Annotated in this window: 17 protein-coding genes; 9 read left to right on the top strand and 8 right to left on the bottom strand. The window is 72.2% G+C overall.

The genetic code is table 11. The features are described 5' to 3' along the window. Positions 1-21: 21 nt before the first annotated feature. Complete coding sequence (locus ACIBH1_RS28160) at positions 22-486, bottom strand: adenylyltransferase/cytidyltransferase family protein (protein ID WP_397316952.1); 465 nt, start codon at positions 484-486, stop codon at positions 22-24. Positions 487-600: 114 nt separating this feature from the next. Here ACIBH1_RS28160 and ACIBH1_RS28165 point away from each other — a divergent pair, with 114 nt between their 5' ends. Then, positions 601-1413, top strand: a complete 813-nt coding sequence (locus ACIBH1_RS28165; RefSeq protein WP_397316953.1) for a DUF1206 domain-containing protein — start codon at positions 601-603, stop codon at positions 1411-1413. Positions 1414-1510: 97 nt separating this feature from the next. Next, positions 1511-1936 carry an ATP-binding protein gene (locus ACIBH1_RS28170; protein ID WP_397316954.1) on the top strand — a complete coding sequence of 142 codons (426 nt, stop codon included), beginning with the start codon at positions 1511-1513 and terminating at the stop codon, positions 1934-1936. Here the strand turns inward: ACIBH1_RS28170 and ACIBH1_RS28175 are convergent. Both ACIBH1_RS28175 and ACIBH1_RS28180 read right to left on the bottom strand, forming a co-directional pair. Next, entirely contained in the window at positions 1933-2883 is a 951-nt protein-coding gene (locus tag ACIBH1_RS28175; RefSeq protein ID WP_397316955.1) for a LuxR C-terminal-related transcriptional regulator, read from the bottom strand. The genes ACIBH1_RS28170 and ACIBH1_RS28175 overlap by 4 nt on opposite strands. Positions 2884-2930: 47 nt before the next feature. After that, positions 2931-3878 (bottom strand): helix-turn-helix transcriptional regulator, encoded by a 948-nt coding sequence (locus tag ACIBH1_RS28180; RefSeq protein WP_397316956.1) that lies wholly within the window; start codon positions 3876-3878, stop codon positions 2931-2933. Between the two features lie 73 nt (positions 3879-3951). On the opposite strand from ACIBH1_RS28180, the gene ACIBH1_RS28185 reads away from it, so the two are divergent. The 4 genes from ACIBH1_RS28185 (at position 3952) to ACIBH1_RS28200 (ending at position 7241) form a co-directional block, all read left to right on the top strand. Further along, on the top strand, positions 3952-4338 hold the full coding sequence (locus ACIBH1_RS28185) for a VOC family protein (RefSeq protein ID WP_397316957.1): 387 nt from the start codon (positions 3952-3954) through the stop codon (positions 4336-4338). A 19-nt stretch (positions 4339-4357) separates the two neighbouring features. Then, entirely contained in the window at positions 4358-4993 is a 636-nt protein-coding gene (locus tag ACIBH1_RS28190) for a phosphatase PAP2 family protein (RefSeq protein ID WP_397316958.1), read from the top strand. Between the two features lie 98 nt (positions 4994-5091). Next, positions 5092-5412: a hypothetical protein gene (locus ACIBH1_RS28195; RefSeq protein WP_397316959.1), complete on the top strand. Its 321-nt coding sequence runs from the start codon at positions 5092-5094 to the stop codon at positions 5410-5412. Continuing rightward, positions 5409-7241 carry an esterase-like activity of phytase family protein gene (locus ACIBH1_RS28200; protein WP_397316960.1) on the top strand — a complete coding sequence of 611 codons (1833 nt, stop codon included), beginning with the start codon at positions 5409-5411 and terminating at the stop codon, positions 7239-7241. The genes ACIBH1_RS28195 and ACIBH1_RS28200 overlap by 4 nt, the downstream gene beginning before the upstream one ends. On the opposite strand, the gene ACIBH1_RS28205 is transcribed toward ACIBH1_RS28200, so the two are convergent. The 3 genes from ACIBH1_RS28205 to ACIBH1_RS28215 are packed head-to-tail and all read right to left on the bottom strand — an operon-like array spanning position 7234 to position 11367. Then, entirely contained in the window at positions 7234-8496 is a 1263-nt protein-coding gene (locus ACIBH1_RS28205; RefSeq protein ID WP_397316961.1) for a M20/M25/M40 family metallo-hydrolase, read from the bottom strand. The two genes, ACIBH1_RS28200 and ACIBH1_RS28205, sit on opposite strands and share 8 nt — an antisense overlap. Further along, positions 8493-10274 carry a prolyl oligopeptidase family serine peptidase gene (locus ACIBH1_RS28210; protein WP_397316962.1) on the bottom strand — a complete coding sequence of 594 codons (1782 nt, stop codon included), beginning with the start codon at positions 10272-10274 and terminating at the stop codon, positions 8493-8495. Before ACIBH1_RS28210 ends, ACIBH1_RS28205 begins: the two co-directional genes overlap by 4 nt. A 4-nt stretch (positions 10275-10278) precedes the next feature. Next, complete coding sequence (locus tag ACIBH1_RS28215; protein WP_397316963.1) at positions 10279-11367, bottom strand: C39 family peptidase; 1089 nt, start codon at positions 11365-11367, stop codon at positions 10279-10281. 124 nt (positions 11368-11491) lie between these two features. Between ACIBH1_RS28215 and ACIBH1_RS28220 the strand changes: the two genes are divergently transcribed. Continuing rightward, a complete protein-coding gene (locus tag ACIBH1_RS28220) occupies positions 11492-11836 on the top strand; it encodes a hypothetical protein (RefSeq protein WP_397316964.1) in 345 nt (114 codons plus the stop codon). Between the two features lie 53 nt (positions 11837-11889). Continuing rightward, positions 11890-13233 (top strand): SWIM zinc finger family protein, encoded by a 1344-nt coding sequence (locus tag ACIBH1_RS28225; protein ID WP_397316965.1) that lies wholly within the window; start codon positions 11890-11892, stop codon positions 13231-13233. Between the two features lie 113 nt (positions 13234-13346). Here ACIBH1_RS28225 and ACIBH1_RS28230 read toward each other — a convergent pair whose 3' ends face one another. Then, positions 13347-14450, bottom strand: coding sequence for a DUF5925 domain-containing protein (locus tag ACIBH1_RS28230; RefSeq protein ID WP_397316966.1), 1104 nt, complete (start codon positions 14448-14450; stop codon positions 13347-13349). A 78-nt stretch (positions 14451-14528) separates the two neighbouring features. Between ACIBH1_RS28230 and ACIBH1_RS28235 the strand changes: the two genes are divergently transcribed. After that, on the top strand, positions 14529-15698 hold the full coding sequence (locus tag ACIBH1_RS28235) for an amidohydrolase (protein ID WP_397316967.1): 1170 nt from the start codon (positions 14529-14531) through the stop codon (positions 15696-15698). 14 nt (positions 15699-15712) lie between these two features. Here the strand turns inward: ACIBH1_RS28235 and ACIBH1_RS28240 are convergent, their stop codons facing one another. Next, positions 15713-17332 carry a protein kinase gene (locus tag ACIBH1_RS28240; RefSeq protein WP_397316968.1) on the bottom strand — a complete coding sequence of 540 codons (1620 nt, stop codon included), beginning with the start codon at positions 17330-17332 and terminating at the stop codon, positions 15713-15715. Positions 17333-17337: the final 5 nt, after the last annotated feature.

The following is a 17337-nucleotide window of genomic DNA, read 5'->3' on the forward strand; positions in this document are numbered from 1 at the left end:
CGTGTGCGCGCTGCATGGGGGTCATCCTAGCCCAGCGTTGACGATCCGAGTAGTAGATCGTCCCGGGATCATCTCCAGCTCCCAGCATTCGGCTCCCAGCAGCGCCGACGCCGCGCAGCGGCCCCCGGCGTGCGGGTCTCCCGCGGTGTGCGCCAGCGCGCCCGGCCGCATCGGGGCGAACAGGTCGATGTAATCCTCCGGGCCGTGCGCCTCGGGCGGACCGGTCACGATGAAGACGCCCGACACGCACCGCAGCGCCGCCATCAGCTCGGCCCGCTCCGCGGCTGAGTTCAGCGGGCGCGTCGGACCCTTCCAGGCGCGCACCCGCTCGTCGTCCTCGATGCCCACCACCAGCGGCAGGCCACGCGCAGCCACCGCCTCCAGGAAGCGCACGTGGCCCACGTGAAGGATGTCGAAGACCCCCGTGACCAGAGCCGCGCCCGGCCCGTCGACGGGCCGCACCCAGACTGCCTCCAGATTGCCCACGGAAAAGGCCCCTTCCCTCGTCGATCAGAGGGTACTTGGTGCGCCCGACCGGTTTATCAACGGCATGCCAAGGCAGAGACAGTCCAGGTTCTTAACAGAAAGGACTGATCCCTCATGCAAACGGCGAACGAAGCCGGACGCAAGGCGACAGGCGCGGCCCGACGGGCCACGGACAACCCCTGGATCGACCGGCTCGCCAGGGTGGGATTCGCCGCCCGTGGCGTCCTCTACGCCCTGATCGGGCTCCTTGCGTTGCAGATCGGCCCCTTCTCCGGATCCGGTGAGAAGGCCGACAAGAGTGGCGCCATCCACCTGGTGGAGCAGCAGCCCTTCGGCAACTTCCTGTTGTGGGTCATGACGATCGGCCTGGCGGCGCTGGCCATCTGGCAGGTCGGCGAGGCCGTCTTCAGCAACCATCGCACCCGTGACCGGGTGGAGTCCGCGGCGCGTGCCGCGGTGTACGTCCTGCTGGTGATCTCCATCCTCGGCCTGCTGCTCAAGGGCAAGGAGGCCTCCTCCACCGACAAGCAGTCGCGCGACGCCACCAGCGCCATCCTGGAACTGGCCCCGCCGCTGGGGCAGATCCTGGTCGCGCTCCTCGGCCTGGGCGTCATCGCGCTCGGGATCTACTGGATCCACGAGGGCTGGACCGCCAAGTTCATGCGCGACATGACCGGCGGCGGACGCTGGGTCCGCAGGGTCGGGCAGGCAGGGTACATCGCCCGGGGCGTCGTCGCCATCTCCGCGGGCGTCCTGATCGGCAAGGCGGCCATCACCTACGACGCCAAGGACGCGGTCGGCATCGACGGCGCGCTCAAGGGTCTGGCCGACGCTCCCGCCGGACCGTACCTGCTGGTCGCGGTAGCGGTGGGGCTGATGTTGTTCGCGGTGTACTGCTTCGCGGAGGCGCGATGGCACAGGACCTGATCCGGTTCCATCGGTAAGGACATTTCTACCTTTTCGCCATCCTCTCCGGCCCCGGAGCGCCGCGTCTCACAACGCTGACGTTTTCGGGGAGGTCGCGGTGACAACATCCGATCTGGAGAGTCAAGATCTCGTGGTCCGGCTCCCGGGAGTGCCTTCACAGGTCTCCCGGGCGCGCCACCTGGTCGCCGGGGCGCTCGGACGCGGCCACCCCCTCTACGACGACTGCCTCCTGCTGACGAGCGAGCTGGCGACCAACGCGGTGCTGCACTCCCGGTCGGGGGACGGGGGCGGCTTCACCCTCGCCGTCCACGCCGCGAGGGGCCGCGTGCGCGTCAGCATCGAGGACGACGGCTCGGCCGAACCTCCGTGCGCCTGCCGTACCTCACTGAACGGCACCAGCGGGCGCGGCCTGCCGCTCATCGAGTCGCTCAGCCACCGCTGGGGCTTCTCCCGGGCCAACGGGTGCAACAGCGTCTGGTTCGAGCTGGTGCACGTGACCGTCCCCGCCCAGTGGACCTGCTAGAGCCTGCACAGCCCTTCGTTGAGCACCTTGGTGGTCAGCCGCGTACGGCTGTCGCAGCCGAGCTTGGCGAAGATGTGCTCCAGGTGGGTCGTGACGGTGCGCACGCTCAGCACCAGCGCGGCGGCGATCTGCGGGTTGGAGTCGCCCGCCGCCACCCTGGTCAGCACGTCCACCTCCCGGCCGGTCAGCTCGTACGGCAACGCGCACGCGCGCTGGGCGACCACCGCCCCCTGGATCGCGCCGTGCAGCCCCACCGCCGCCCGCATCATCCGCACCTCGTGCCAGCCTCCCGCCGGGTCGAGCCACAACCCTGACCTGCTCAGCTCGCGCGAGTCGATGAACTCCCTGGCCAGCCCCGCCATCGTGGCGGGATCGGCGACCGGCGCCGAGCCTGGCACCTCGCGCCTGACCCCAGCCCGGTCGAACGCCGTCGCCCGGAAGCCGGGCGGCAGGCCCACCGGGCCCAGCAGGCATCTCGACAGATCCGTCACGTGCGCCAGCGTCGGCCCCAGCGCCCCGACGAGCTCGCACGCCTCGCCGCCGAACGCCTCGCGCTCGCTCGACACCAGGTGCAGCAGGCCCGTATAGCGGCCTTCGTCGAGGAAGAGCGGCGTGGTGAGCGCCGACTGCCATCCGTAGGGCTCCAGGTGGCGGCGGAAGTAGCGCTCGGTGCCGGGTCCGGGCAGCGCCACGGTGCGCCGCGCCGCCATCGCCTCGCGGTAGGGCGCCAGCCGCACATACTCCTCGGCCGCGTCGTCGTGCACCTGCCGATGCCCTCCGGACAGCAGGCTGCGGTGCTTGTCGGTGCCGGGGTCGAAGGCCACGAACTCGTAGGCCTCGAGCGGGACCACCTTGCGCAGCGCCCGCATCGCACCATGAGCTCCGTCGCGCCCGGCCACCTGGAAGCCGACCTCGGCGAACGCCTGCAGGAGGGGGATGGGTGGCACGGTTTTCTTTATAGCACGGGGTCAGGTGAAGAAAAGTTTCATCCATGTCACGGCTGCGCACGATCGCGGGAGCCGTACCTGGCCACCAGCTCCGACCCCAGGCGGGCGAGTTCCGCCTCGACCTCCGGGGAGTCGACGACCTCCAGGAGCGCACCCCAGCCCGCCAGGTGCTGGGCGATCATGATGGGGCGCGGCGCCGTCAGGCGGACGCGGGTGCGGCCGTCGTGCTCCTCCAGCACGTGGCAGTGGCGCCCGAACTGGTCGCGCAGGACCCGGACGTGGCGGGGCGCGACGAGCACGGTCGCCGACGTCTCCGTCTGCTTCCGCTCGACCACCTCGACGACCTCCTGCCAGGCGGCGTTGAGGTCGAAGTCCTCGGGCGGCGTGAACGTCTCCGCCGTGGGCCGGGCTTCGGCGATGCGGTCGACGCGGAAGGTGCGGCGGCCGCGCTCGGTGCCGGCGATGAGGTACCAGAGCTCGCCCTTGCCGACCAGCCCCCACGGTTCGACCACGCGGGGGTCCTGGCCGCTCCCATACATCAGGCTGACCCGGGTGCGGCGCACGACCGTCGACTGCAGCAGATCGACGAGGGGAGGGCGGGGGCGCTCCGGCTCGCCCCAGCCGGCCGGGTCGACGACGACCGCCGCGGCGGCGGCGCTGGCCTCGGCGCGGAAGGTGGCGGGCAGGGCGCGCAGCAGCTTGCGCAGCGCCGACCTGACCTCCGGCGTCGCGGCAGCGGGGCCGAGCAGCAGGAAGAGGCTGCGCGCCTCGTCGGCGGTGAGCCCTGACAGGTCCGTGCGCGCCCCGCCGACCAACTGCCAGCCCCCGCCGCGCCCCGGCTGCGGGTAGACGGGCACGCCCGCCGCAGACAGGGCCTCCAGGTCGCGGCGGGCGGTGGCGACGGAGATCTCCAGCTCCTCGGCGAGTTCGGCGGCGGTCACCCGGCCGCGCGTCTGCATCAGCATCAGGGTGGCCACGAGGCGGTCGGCGCGCATGTCGTCATTCTCCGCGGAAAAGTGCTCATTTGGTGAGCACTTTAGGAGGGAGGATGGAGACATGTTCAGAGGAATGACGACCATCACGTACTGGACCGCCGACCTGAAGGCGGCCATCGACTGGTACACCGAGGTTCTCGGCGTGCCGCCGTACTTCGAGCGCGACGGCGCCTACGCCGAGTTCAGGATCGGCGACTACCAGCACGAGCTCGGCCTGCTCGACAGCCGCTACGCCCCGGCGGGCACGGTGATCGAGCCGGGCGGGCAGATCTGCTACTGGGCGGTCGACGACGTCGAGGCGGCCTACCAGCGGCTGCTGGACCTGGGCGGCAAGCCGCACGACCCGCCGACCGTGCGCGGCGACGGCTACGTGACGGCCTCGGTGATCGACCCCTTCGGCAACATCCTGGGCGTCATGTACAACGTCCACTACCTCGACGTACTGGCCACGCGCGGCTAGGTCGTTAGGCTGGCGAGCCATGAGCGTGCAAGCCGAGGACGGCCGCGACCTGACGGCGCCGGCGCGGCCCGGTCCCGCCGACCGGGTCGCGCGGTGGACGACCGAGCTGTTCGCGCCGCAGGTCCTGGTGATCGCGATGCCGCCGGTCGTCGGGCTGATCGCCGAGGGCTGGGCGGGCGCCTCGTGGGGCCTGCTCGCCTCGGCGTTGTGCGGCGGCATCCCCGCCGCCGTCATCGCGATCGGCGTACGGCTGGGCAGGCTCGACTCGCGTCACCTCGTCGACCGCGCCAAGCGCACCAAGCCGCTGCTGGCCGCGGTCGCCTCGGTGGTGCTCGCGCTGGTCCTGCTCGTCGTGCTCGGCGCACCCGACCTGCTGGTCGCCACGGTCACGGGCATGCTGGCCGCCCTCGCGGTGGCGGTGCCCGTCACCCTGTGGTGGAAGATCTCCTTCCACGCGGCCGTCGCGGCGGGCACGGCCGTGGTCTTCGCGCACGTGCTGCCGCCCGCCCCGACGGGGGCGGTGGCCGCGGCGCTGCTGGTCCTGATCTGCTGGGCGAGGGTACGGCTGACGCATCACACTCCCGCGCAGGTGCTCGCCGGACTGGCGGTGGGAATGGCGGCGACCTGGGGCTCCCTGGCCGCTTTCGGCGTCTGAGTTCTGGCGTTCGCGCACGCGGCGGGGAATGCGCGTGAAACGATTCCTTTCACGGGTGGGCCGACCCGAGCGAGGATTTCGACGTGAATATACGCATCATGCTCAGCGACAACACGGAATTGGCGACGTTGGCGGCCTGGCTGCGCGACGACGCCGAGGTGCGGTCGCGTGCCCGCGTCCGGCTGGAGGGGCCGCGGCCCGGGCCCGGCGAGATGGGATCGGGGTTCGAGGCGGTGTCCTTGATCCTCGATCATGGCTTCGACCTGGCTAATCTCGCGATAGCGCTGGCCGCTTGGCGTCGGGCGTGCCGGTCGAGCTCCGACGTGACGGTGGAGCGTGACGGCGTCACGATCACGGTCAAGAACGTCGAACTCGACGAGCTGGACGAGATCGTCGCGAAACTCGGGGACGGCGCGTGACGCGCCTTCCCGACCCGGGGAAATCGTATGCGGTTCTCATCGGCGTCGATGCCTATACGAAAATGGAACCGCTCCCGGCAGTCGCCAGAAATCTCGAAAAACTCAAAAGCGTCCTGACAAATCGGGATATTCTCGGGATTCCCGAGAAACAATGTCACGTGGTCGGCAACCCCGCCTCCATGAAGGACCTGCTCGACCCGGTCGTGCGCGCCAGCGAGCTGGCCACCGACACCCTGATCGTCTACTACAGCGGCCACGGCATGCTCGCCAACACGAGCCTGGCCTTCTGCCTGACGCTGCCCGACTCCGAGACCGGCCGCAAGCACACCGCCGTGCCGTACGACTTCCTGCGCGAGGTCATCGCCGACAACCATCGGGCCAGGCGCCGCATCATCGTGCTCGACTGCTGCTACAGCGGCAGGGCCGTGCAGAACATGTGCCCGGGGCCGACCCTGCTCGACCTGGCCAGCGTCGAGGGCGCCTACGTGATGACGGCCGCGGGCAAGAACGCCGTGGCCATCTCGCCCGAGGGCGAGGAGTGCACCGCCTTCACCGGCGCGCTGGTCCAGGTCATGGAGCAGGGCGTGCCGGGCGCGGGCGAGCTGCTGTCACTCGACGAGGTGCTGGGCTCCGCCTACGCCCGGCTCGACGCCCAGCGCAGGCCCCTGCCGCGATGGCAGGACCAGGGCATCGGCGCGTTGCCGTTCATCCGCAACCGGGCGCTGGAGGGAGCCCAGGCGCCCCCGCCGCGCCCGCGCGGTCGCGACCGCCGGTGGATCGCGGCGGCGGTGACGGCGGTGGCCACCGCCGCCGCCACCACCTTCTTCCTGTGGCCGCAGACCTCGGCCGAGGCCACCGGGCCGTGCTCGGAGCGGGTGACCCTGCTGGGCTACAGCGACGCGCTCGACAAGGCGCGCTACCAGGCGGGCAAGACCGTCAGCCACCTGTCGGCGCTCGCCCTGACCGGCAAGGACCGGGCGCTGGCCCTGGCCGACAACGCGCCGCCGAGGCTGCTGGACCTCTCGCTCGGGGCCGACGGGCTCAGCCCGAGGGTCGTCGGCTCCTGGGAGCTCACCCGCCGCGGCGGCGCGCGCTACCCGGGCGAGCCCGCGGGCTTCGACGGCGAGGGGCTGGTCGTGGCGGCCGGCTCGGTCCTGGTCGCCTCCGAGACCCTCCCGTCGATCCAGCGCTTCGCCCGCGACGACCACCAGGCGCTGGAGGCGCTGCCGGTGCCCGAGCGGTTCCTGCTGGGGCCCGAGGGCTCCGCCGTGCCCGACAAGACCTTCGAGTCGCTGGCCGCCACGACCGACGGGCTGTCGCTGTTCACCGGGCTGGAGGAGCCGCTCGGCGTCGACGGCAGTGACCGGGGCAGGGGCAGGGTGCGCATCCTGCGATACCGGCTCCAGGAGGGTCGCTACGTCCCGGCCGAGCAGTACCCCTACCTGACCGACGGCGGGCACCAGCTGGTCGAGCTGGTCGCCCTGGAGCCCGACCGGCTGCTGGCCCTGGAACGTTCCTGGACCGACGGCGCGGGCAACAGCGTCAAGCTCTACCTGGTCGACCTGCGCGGCAAGCTCGACGTGCGCCACCAGCCGTCGATCAAGGACCTGTCGCCCGCGGCCTACGCCGGCAAGCGGCTGCTGGCCGACCTGGCCGAGTGCCCGGGCGCCTCGGCCCCGTCGCGGCAGCCCCAGCGCAACGCGCTGCTCGACAACATCGAGGGCATGGCGCTCGACCACGCCGAGGGGGTGCTCTACCTGATCTCCGACGACAACGGCAGCGACCGGCAGACCACCCGCCTCTACAAGCTCAAGCTGGACCTCACGTGAGCAGCCGGGTCAGCACCCGCGTGCCGAACTCCAGGCCCGCCACCGGCACCCGCTCGTCCTTGCCGTGGAACATGCCGAAGTAGTCGAGATCGGGGCGCAGCATGAGCGGCGCGAAGCCGTACCCCTGGATGCCGATCCTGGCGAACGACTTGGCGTCGGTGCCGCCGCTCATGACGTACGGCACCGGCCTCGCCATGGAGTCCTCGGCCACCAGCGACGCCGCCAGCTCGTCGAAGAACGACGACGGGTAGGGCGCCGAGGGCGCCTCCTCCAGGTTGACGAACTCCCGGGTGATCTTCGGGCCGAGCAGCTCGTCGATCGTGGACAGGAACTCCTCCTGCAGCCCCGGCAGGTAGCGCCCGTCGACGTGCGCCTCGGCGCTCGAGGGCACCACGTTGACCTTGTAGCCGGCGTTCAGCATGGTCGGGTTGGCGGAATTGCGCATCTGCGCCTTGAACAGCGAGCCCAGCTTGCCCAGGCGCTCGGCCTCGTCGTCGAGCCGCTCCAGGTCGATCGGCTGGCCGGTGATGCGCGACAGCTCCTCGATGAGCGCCGCCACCGACGGCGTCAGCCGTACCGGCCAGGTGTGGTCGGCGATGCGCGACATGGCGTGCACCAGCGTGGCGACCGGGTTGTCGACCGGCGGGCGGGAGCCGTGCCCTGCCACGCCGTGCGCGGTCAGCTTCATCCAGGCGGTGCCGCGCTCGCCCACCGCGATCGGGTAGACCCGTTCCTGGCCGGACGGCACGCTGTAGCCGCCCGACTCGCTGATCGCCTCGGTGACGCCGTCGAACAGCTCGCGCCGCTCGGTGACCGCGTAGGCCGCGCCGTACTCTCCCGTGGCCTCCTCGTCGGCCAGGAAGGCCAGCACCAGGTCGCGCCTGGGCTTCTCGCCGCGGGCCTTCATGCCGAGCACGGTGGCGATGGTCATCGCGCACGAGCCCTTCATGTCGACCGCGCCCCGGCCGTAGACGTCGCCGTCGACGATCTCGCCCGAGAACGGGTGCAGCCGCCACTCGGCGGGGTCGGCGGGCACGACGTCGAGGTGGCCGTGGATCAGCAGGGCCTCGGGCGAGTCTCCTTCGATCCTGGCGACGACGGTGGTGCGCTTGGGCGCCGATTCGAACACCACAGGCTGGATGCCCGCGTCGGCCAGCAGCGTGGCGACGTACTCCGCCGCCGGGCGCTCACCCGAGCCGGGGTTGGTGGTGTCGAATCTGATCAGATCGGAGCAGATCTCCCCGACGGACTTCACAGGTTCTCCTCATAGAAATCGAGCTCGGCTTCGAGCACCGCGACGATAGTCTCCTCCCGGCGCCAGCCGTGCTGCTCGCCGGGGAAGGTGAGCAAGGCCCACTCTTTGCCATGTCTGTCCAGTTCGGCGACAAAACGTTCGGCCTGTCCGACATCGACGATCGCGTCCTCCAGGCCGTGCATCATCAGGCACGGGGCGTTCACCCGCGAGGCGTTGAGCAGCGGCGAACGCTGCGTGTAACGCTCGCGCGTCTCGGGCAGCGGACCGACCAGGCCGTCGAGGTAGCGCGACTCGAAGTCGTGCGTCTCGGCCGCCCAGCTCTCCGGGTCGGTGATCGCGTAGTGGGCCACGCCCCCGGCGAACACGTCCGTGTGCGCCAGCGCCGCCACCGTGGTCCAGCCGCCCGCGCTGCCGCCCCTGACCGCGATGCGCGAGGCGTCGGCCAGGCCCATCTCGACCAGGCCCCGCGCCACCTTCGCGCAGTCCTGCACGTCGACCACGCCCCACTGGTGGCGCAGCCGCTCGCGGTAGGCCCTGCCGTACCCGGTAGAGCCGCCGTAGTTGACCTGGGCCACGCCGTACCCGCGGGTGGTGAAGTAGGCGATCTCCAGGTCGAGCACCGGCGGGCGGCTGCTGGTCGGCCCGCCATGCACGAACACCAGCCACGGCCCGGGGGCGTCCCCCGCCCGGTAGAGGTGGGTGTGCACGCCCTCGATCACCGTCGGCTCCGGCACGGGGACCAGCTCGCGCGCCGGGACCGGTTTGGCCGCCGACAGCGCGGTGTGCGCGCCGCCGGCCAGGTCCACCGCCGTGACCCTGGAGGGCTCGTACGGCGAGGCGGCCACGCCCACGGCCGTCGCCCCCGCCACGGCGACGCTCGACGACCACCACGACGCCCGGCCGCCCAGGTCGCTCAGCTCCCCGGTCTCCGGGTCGAGCACCCCCAGCCGCCTGCCGTCGGCGGTGCCGTACAGGGTGACGAGCTTGTCGCCCCACACCGCGAACCAGGTGTTGCCGAGCTTCCACACCGCGTCGCCGAACTCCACCGGCAGCGGGGCGAGGTTGCGTGTGTCGCCGTCGAGACCGACCACGTGCAGGTTCCACCAGCCGGTGGGGTCGGTGACCGCGTAGAGGCTGCCGGAGTCGCGCCACTCCGCCTGGACGACCGCCTCGCCGGGGCCTCCGGCGATCACCGTGCGGGACGACGGGTCGTCGAGGAAGGCCACGCACAGCTCGGTGCCGTCCCAGGGCATGTTCGGGTGGTCCCAGCCGATCCAGGCGACCATGGTGCCGTCGGGGGACAGGCGGGGGTTCATCACGAAGTGCTGCGCCTTGACGATCGTGGTGACGTCCGTCCCGTCGAGGGCGACGATGTCGCGCTCGTCGTGGTCTTCGCGCACGGCCCAGATCTCGTCGCGGCCCGGCGGGAGGTAGAGGTCGGCGTAGCGCGCCGTGCCCTCCGGCGTGATGGGCGTGATCTCACCGCCCGTCATCCTGTACACGCGCTGGTCGGCCCAGTTCGTGAACACCAGGCCGCCGCCCGGCAGCGGCAGCCACGAGCGCCCGCCGTACTCGATGACCCGGTTGCGGGCGTTCCACCCAAGCGGCAGCACGTCCTCGACGCGGCCGTCCGGGGTGCGCCGCACGACGCAGCGCCGCCCGCCCTCGTGCGGCCGGGGCTCGTCCCACCAGGCCTCCAGGCCCTCGGGGGTGGAGACGGCCGACACCCACAGGGGGCCGCCGTCGGTGCGTGCCACGTCAATGGCCTCAATGCTCATGAACTCACCAGTTGCCGTCGGTAGGTGGAAGATCGACTCCGGGGGGATGGATCACGTAGGCGATCCCGCCCGAGCCGCTGCTTCTTCGCCACACGTGATCGAACGCTGCCCTCGGGTAGACACGAATCACCCCGGAGTCGTCGGGAGCGGCCGGATCGTTGACGATCACGTCGCCCGCCTCGGTGAAGCCGGTGACCACCAGGATGTGGCCGGTCGTGGAGTATCCGGCGCCCGGCAGCTCGCAAGACTTGAAGGACTGCGAGGTGATCACCGGGATGCCCGCGTCGATGAAACGCTCCAGCTCGGCCAGGGACCGCAGCCGGGTGACGCAGCCGGTCAGGCCGTACCTCCCGGCGTAGGCCAGGCTGAAGGGCCAGTTGCCGGTGCCCTGGTAGCTGTGGTCGTACATGCCCCTGGCGGCATGGTCGACCTGCGGGCGCGGGTCGTCGCCGCCCACCCAGCCGAGCTCGTCGGCCGCCGGGCCCACGCCCCAGTACGCCAGCACCATCGCGACCGAGGTGGGGCTGCACCAGTTCTGGCCGCCGCCGTCCCACTGGGGGTGGTGGCCGGTGTGCGCCTTCTGCGAGAAGGGCGGCACGTCGAGCCTGGCCGCCGTCGTGGGGGGCGACGGCTCGATCGTCCGGGGAAGCGTCGCGGAGGCCATCACGCTGACCAGATCCACCCGGGCCGCCTCGCCGTACATCGTCAGCCGGATCCGGTAGGCGGTCAGCGGCTGCCTGGCCACCAGCGTGTCGACCGCCACGTCGGCGTGGCCGTCGCCCTGGCCGGGCAGCGACGTGCGGTGGATGTCGCCGTCGTGCTCGGCCCAGCGGCCCATGCAGTACCACCGGGTCAGCTCGCCGCCCTCGGTGCGGGCCCGCAGCTCCACCTCCAGCCAGCTGCCCGGCGGGGTGCGCGCGATCCACGAGGCGACCAGCTCCCTGGCGGGGAAGCCGATCTCCTGCTCGGGGCCGGTCCAGCGGCGGCGCGGCCAGGTGACGCGTCCGGCGCCGAAAGGATCCTCCCGGCTGCCGAAACCATCCTCGAAAGGGCCCTCCGGAATGAAGCGGTGCAGGGCGACGCTGGTGACCACCGGCCCGATTCTGGTCGGTCCGCCCGGCCGGGACATCGGAAGGTTTACGTACTCCAGGAGAAGTACGGCAAGCGCCACCCTGCGTGGGATGCCCTCCGGCGGGCTGCGGAGCACCGTGTGGGCCATGGAAATCGTGCGGCTCGTATTGCTTTTCGGTCACCTGGCGGGATTCGCGGCCATGGTGGGCGGGTTCTTCTACCAGATGCGCATCAAGCAGCCGGAGATCGGCAGCTACATGATCGGCGGGGCGATCGGCCAGGCCGTCACCGGGGCGGCGCTCATCGGCTCCCGCTATGCGCTCGACCTGCCGGTGAACAACCCCAAGATGGGCGTCAAGCTGGTGCTCGACCTCATCGTGCTGGCGGTGGCCATCGCCGGGACCCGGCAGCGGGTCAAGTCGCCCGGGATGTTCTACGCCGCCGGAGTGCTCGCCGCCGTGACAGCGGCCGTGGCGGTCTTCTGGACCTGACCCCTTCCGGACCTGACCCCGAACTGTCGGGGGTGATCTCTACTGTCCGTGGCATGACTTCAGCCGTGCAGGCGTACTCCTACGCCGGACCCTCCACGCTCGACGGCTCCCGGTTGGACCTGTCCACCTCCGGGGGCCGGGCGCTGTCCGGCGCCCCGGCCCACCCCCGCTTCTTCAGCGGCCTGATCACCGAGGCCGCCCCTGCCGCCGCCGGGCTGCTGGCCCTGGCCGACGTCGCCATGGCCCGCTACCACCAGCCCCGTCCCGGCTTCACCCGCGACCCCGTGGTCACCTGCGACGGCCACCGGCTGCGGCTGGAGTCGTTCTCCGCCTGCGGCGGCGTCTACGCCCGGCTCGACCTGTCCGCCCTCGACGGCGACGTGATCGACCGCGGCACCACCAACGTCGACGTCAACGGCCCCCTGCGCGAGGCCCTGGCCCGCGTCGGCGGACGCGACCCGCTCCACCTCGGCGTCGGGCCCGACGAGATGGCGGTCACCACCCTCGACGGCGCCGTGGTGGAGAAGAAGGTGCCGCTGCCCTCGCGCTGGCTGCGCGGCTTCGCCGAGGCGCAGGTCATCTCCGCCGGATTCGACCTGCGCGCCGAGCTGCGCGGCCCGATGGCCGTCCGGTTCCTGCGCGGCCTGCCCAGACGCGCCTCCGCCACGGTCTGGGTGGCGCCCGCCGGCCGCGACCTGCGCGTCACGCACCAGGCCGCGCCCGGCTCCGTCTGCCTGGCGGGCGCCGGACGGCTGGCCACGCTGATGCCGCTGCTGCGCTTCGCCAAGGCGCTGCGCGTGTACGGCCCGGCCGCCTTCGACGGCCCCGCAGCCAGTGCCTGGGAGCTGGAACTGCCGGGCATGCGCTACACCCTGGCCCTGTCGCCCCAGCCGTGGCGCGGCTTCTCCGGCGAGGGCGCGGTCCTCGACGACCTGGCCACCGACCAGGCGGCCGACGACGCCGAGGTGGTCGGCATGCTGCTCAACTTCGAGCCCTCCGTCGAGCTCGGCCTGCTCGCCGAACGCTCCGGCCTGCCGATCGCGCGGGTGCGTTCCGCCCTCACCCAGCTCGGCACCTCCGGGCGGGTGGGCTACGACCTGCACGAGGCCTCCCACTTCCACCGCGAGCTGCCCTACGACCGCGAGCAGGTGGCCGAGCTCAACCCGCGCCTGACGGCCGCCAGGTCGCTGGCGGAGTCGGGCGCGGTACGGCTCGACGGCGCCGCCGCCACGGTGACCACCGGCGGCGGGGAGCGGAGGGTCGACCTGGCGGTGGGGTCGTGCACGTGCCCGTGGTGGTTCGACCACCGGGGATCGCGCGGGCCGTGCAAACACGTCCTCGCCGCCCGCATCGCCTCGCGCACCGCGCTCGAACCGCTCCCCGTAGCGCAGGGATAGCGGCCTCGGCGCCGCCGTGCAGGGGCCCCTTCCCGGCGTCACCGTCGCTCAGAGGCAGCGTCTTCGGCCTCGCCGCCGGTCGGTGGCAGCGTCTTCGGCCTCGCCGCCGTCGCTCAGAGGTAGAGCCCGGTCGAGCCGTCCTGCGTCGCGACGCGGGCGATCGGGCGGTCGTCGCGGGCCGCGAACAACTCGGCCAGCGTCGCCTGCTCGTGCGGACGGCCCAGCCAGGCCGTCGCCTCCCCGCCGCTCAGCGCCCCCACCTCGATCTGGGCCAGACAGCGCCCCGGCCGGATGACCGCGGGGTGCAGCCGCGCAAGATCCTCGTTGGTGGTGATGGCCACGAGCACGTCGCGCCCCTGGCCGAGCAGGCCGTCGGTGAGGTTGAGCAGGCGCGACAGCCCCTGCCCCGAGGCGTACTTCGCGCCCTCGCCGATCAGCTCGTCGCAGTCTTCGAGCACCAGCAGCCGCCACCGCTTCTCGTCGTGGCCGACGGCCACCTCCATGAGATAGCCGGGGCTGTTGAACAGCAGCTCGGGGTCGAGCACGCAGTCGACCTTGCACCAGTCGCGCCACTCGTGGGCGAGGGTGCGCAGCAGGGTGGTCTTGCCGGTGCCGGGCGGACCGTGCAGCAGCACGAGGCGGCCGTGCACGTCGTCGGGACGGGTGGCCATCAGGCGGGCCAGGGCGTCGTGGGCGCGGGCGGAGTAGTTGCGGCGGATCTCCGGCCACGGCTGGGCGGTGATGGGCTTGGAGCGGCGCTGGCCGCAGTGGCCGTTGTTCCACCAGAAGCCCATCTTGACGTGTTCGGCCTCGGGGGCGGGCTCCTCCACGTCCGTGGTGACCTCGCGCAGCAGCGTCGCGGCCAGGTCCTCGGTGACGGCGGTGACGCCCACGCGCACGGTGCGGTTGGCGTAGCGGACCACGCGCATGGTCCAGCCGTCGCCGCGGAACAGGCGCGACTCCTCGTCGTCGATGCGGGCCACCCTGACGACCTCGCCGTGTGCGGGGCGCAGGGCGGCGTCGGGGCGCACCCGCTCCAGGTCGGCCTGGACGTACCAGGGCTGGGTGCCGTTCGCGAAGGGAGACAGGGCCAGGGCGTCGATGACGTCGATCGCGGAGTCGGAGTCGTCGATCGTCAGCGCGACCGGCAGCTCGCCGTACGTCTGGTCGGGGGTCGGGGCCGGTGCGCGGAAGGGGACCTCCCTCATCACGGACATGCCCGCCATGATCCCCGCGCGAGACATGACATGTCCACGGATTTTGCGACGTAACGGTATACCATTAAGCTCGATCGTATGGCTGAACTGCTGCTTCGCGACGCCCGCCCGTGGGGCTCATCCGAATCGACCGACCTGTACATCCGCGACGGCCTCGTGGCACCCCTCGCGGACGCCGGACCCGACGTGCCGGTCGAGCGGCTCGGCGGCAAGCTCCTGCTGCCCGGCTTCGTCGACGCGCACGCCCACGTCGACAAGACCATGTGGGGCGGCCCCTGGCTGCCGCACACCTCCGGCCCCGGCCTCATGGGCAAGATCCGCGGCGGCGTGGAGCGGCGCGCCGAGGCGGGCATCCCCAGCGCCGACTACATCCAGTCGCTGCTCACGAACATGATCGTCAGCGGCACCACGCACGTGCGCAGCCACGTCGACATCGACCCCTACCAGGGCCTGGCCGCCGTCGAGGCCGTCCGCGAGGCCGTCGCCCGCCTCGACGGCCGCATCACGCTGGACATGGTCGCCTTCCCGCAGACCGGCCTGCTCATCAGCCCCGGCACCGAGGAGCTCATGGACCGGGCCCTGGCCGAAGGCGTGGAACTCGTCGGCGGCATCGACCCCGCCGGGCTCGAGAACGACCCGGTGCGCCACCTCGACATCGTCTTCGGACTCGCCGAGAAGCACGGCTCCGGCGTCGACATCCACCTGCACGACCGCGGCGACATGGGCATCTGGCAGTACGACCTGATCATCGAGCAGACCCGGGCGCGCGGCCTCGGCGGCAAGGTGACCATCTCCCACGGCTACTGCCTGGGCGAGGCGGCCCCCGCCGTCCAGGACCGCGTCATCGCCGCCCTCGCCGAGACCGGCATCGGCCTGGCCACGGTCGCCCCGTCGATCTCACTGCCGCTGAAGAAGCTGCGCGAGGCCGGCGTCCCGGTCGGCGCCGGCAACGACGGCGTGCGCGACCTGTGGAGCCCGTACGGCACCGGCGACATGCTGGAGCGCACCCTCTTCCTGGCCCAGCGGGCCGGGTTCGTCCAGGACGACGACATCGAGATCGCCCTGGAGGCGGCCACGTACGGCGGAGCCAGGCTGACCGGCCGCCGCGCGGGATTCGCCGTGGGCGACGCGGGCGACTTCGTCGCGGTCGACACGCGCAACCCGGCCGAGGCCGTGTGCGTGCGGCCGGTGCGGTCGCTGGTCGTCAAGGCCGGCCGCGTCGTGGCCCGCGAGGGCGCCCTGGTGTAAGCACCGGGAGGCGGTCACTGCTTGCGCAGCTTGCCGGTCTCCGTGACGAGGTCCATGCCCGGGGTGTCGCGCCAGGTGTAGGTGAGGTCGTCGCCCTCCAGGGCGAGCCAGATCGTTCCCGGGACGCAGCCGCCCTCCATGGCGGCGGCCTCCAGGGCGAAGGTCAGCGTGTCCCCCTCCACGCCGATCAGCTCGATGGTGGCCGTGCAGTCGACCGTGGCGTCCTTCTCGCTCCACCGCGCCGACGACTCGCCGGGCGTGAGCACGACGGTGTTGACGGCGCCGTCGGCGTTCATCGGGTTCGTCGAGGTGGTCTGGCCCGACCAGGTGCCGGCGAACCTCTCGGGGATCTTCGCGTCCTTCTGGGCGGGCGGCCTGGTCTGCTGCGTGTTGTCCTGGGCGGGCGTCGTGTCGTCCTGGCTGGGGACAGGCGGGTCGGATTTCGCGGCGCTGGTGGGGGTGGAGGTCACCACGGTGGTCAGGTTGGCGGCCGGTCCGCGGTTCAGCCAGAGGACCACGCCCGCCACCACGGCCAGGGCCGCGACGACCGCCACCGAGCTCACCACCAGCGCGCGCCGCGAGCGCCGCGCCCCCGGCGCCGTCGTCGCGGAAGGACCGACCGGGCCGGTGGCGCCGGTGGGTCGTGAGGCCATGGCCGCCGGGGCGTAGGGGCCGCCCTGACCCGGCGCGGTGTGCACGCCCGAGTGCGGCGGCGGGAACCCCGGCTGCGGTCCTGAGACGCCCGGGTGAGGCCCAGGGGCGCCCGGCCACGGTGCCGAGACGCCGGGGTGCGGCCCAGAGGCAACCGGCTGGGGGCCCGAGGCGCCCGGCTGCGGTCCTGAGACGCCCGGGTTGACCAGGGCGACCATGAGGTCGCGGGCGGCAGGCCGGTGCGTGGGGTCCTTGGACAGCGCCGCGCCCAGCAGCCCCCGCAGCCGCGGCGGGAACACCGACATGTCCGGCTCGGCGAACAGCACCCGCTGCATCACCGCCGGCACCGTGTCCGCCCCGAACGGGCTGCTGCCCGTCGCCGCGTACAGCATCGTCGCCGCCCACGCGAACACGTCGGACGCGGGCGACGCCGGGGAGCCGTTGATCTGCTCGGGCGCCATGTACGCGGGCGTCCCGATCAGCCCCGACGTCATCGTCGAGGCGCCCTCGGCGCGGGCGATGCCGAAGTCCACCACGCGCGGCCCGTCGGGGCCGAGCAGCACGTTGCCCGGCTTGAAGTCGCGGTGCACGACGCCCGCCGCGTGGATGGCCGCCAGCGCGGTCGCGGTGCCGATCACCAGGCGTTCGAGCTCGCCGCCGCGCATCGGCCCCTTGTCGTAGACGCGCTGGGCGAGCGAAGGGCCGTCGACGAACTCGCTGACCACCCAGGGCCGCTGGCCTTCCACGGAGGCGTCGAGCACGCGTGCCGTACAGAACGACGCCACGCTCTCCAGGGCCTGCAGCTCCCTGGACAGGCGGGTGCGGGTCTCGCGGTCGCCGTGGCTGAGCAGCTTGACCGCCACCCGCTCGCCCGCGCCGTCGAAGCCGAGGTAGACCACGCCCTGGCCGCCCTCGCCCAGACGCCCCGCCAGCCGGTAAGGCCCCAGCTGCGGGGGATCGTCCGGTTCCAGGGGGAAGACCATGGCGC

Source organism: Nonomuraea sp. NPDC050663 (assembly GCF_044456985.1).
In the GTDB taxonomy this organism is placed as follows: Bacteria; Actinomycetota; Actinomycetes; order Streptosporangiales; family Streptosporangiaceae; genus Nonomuraea.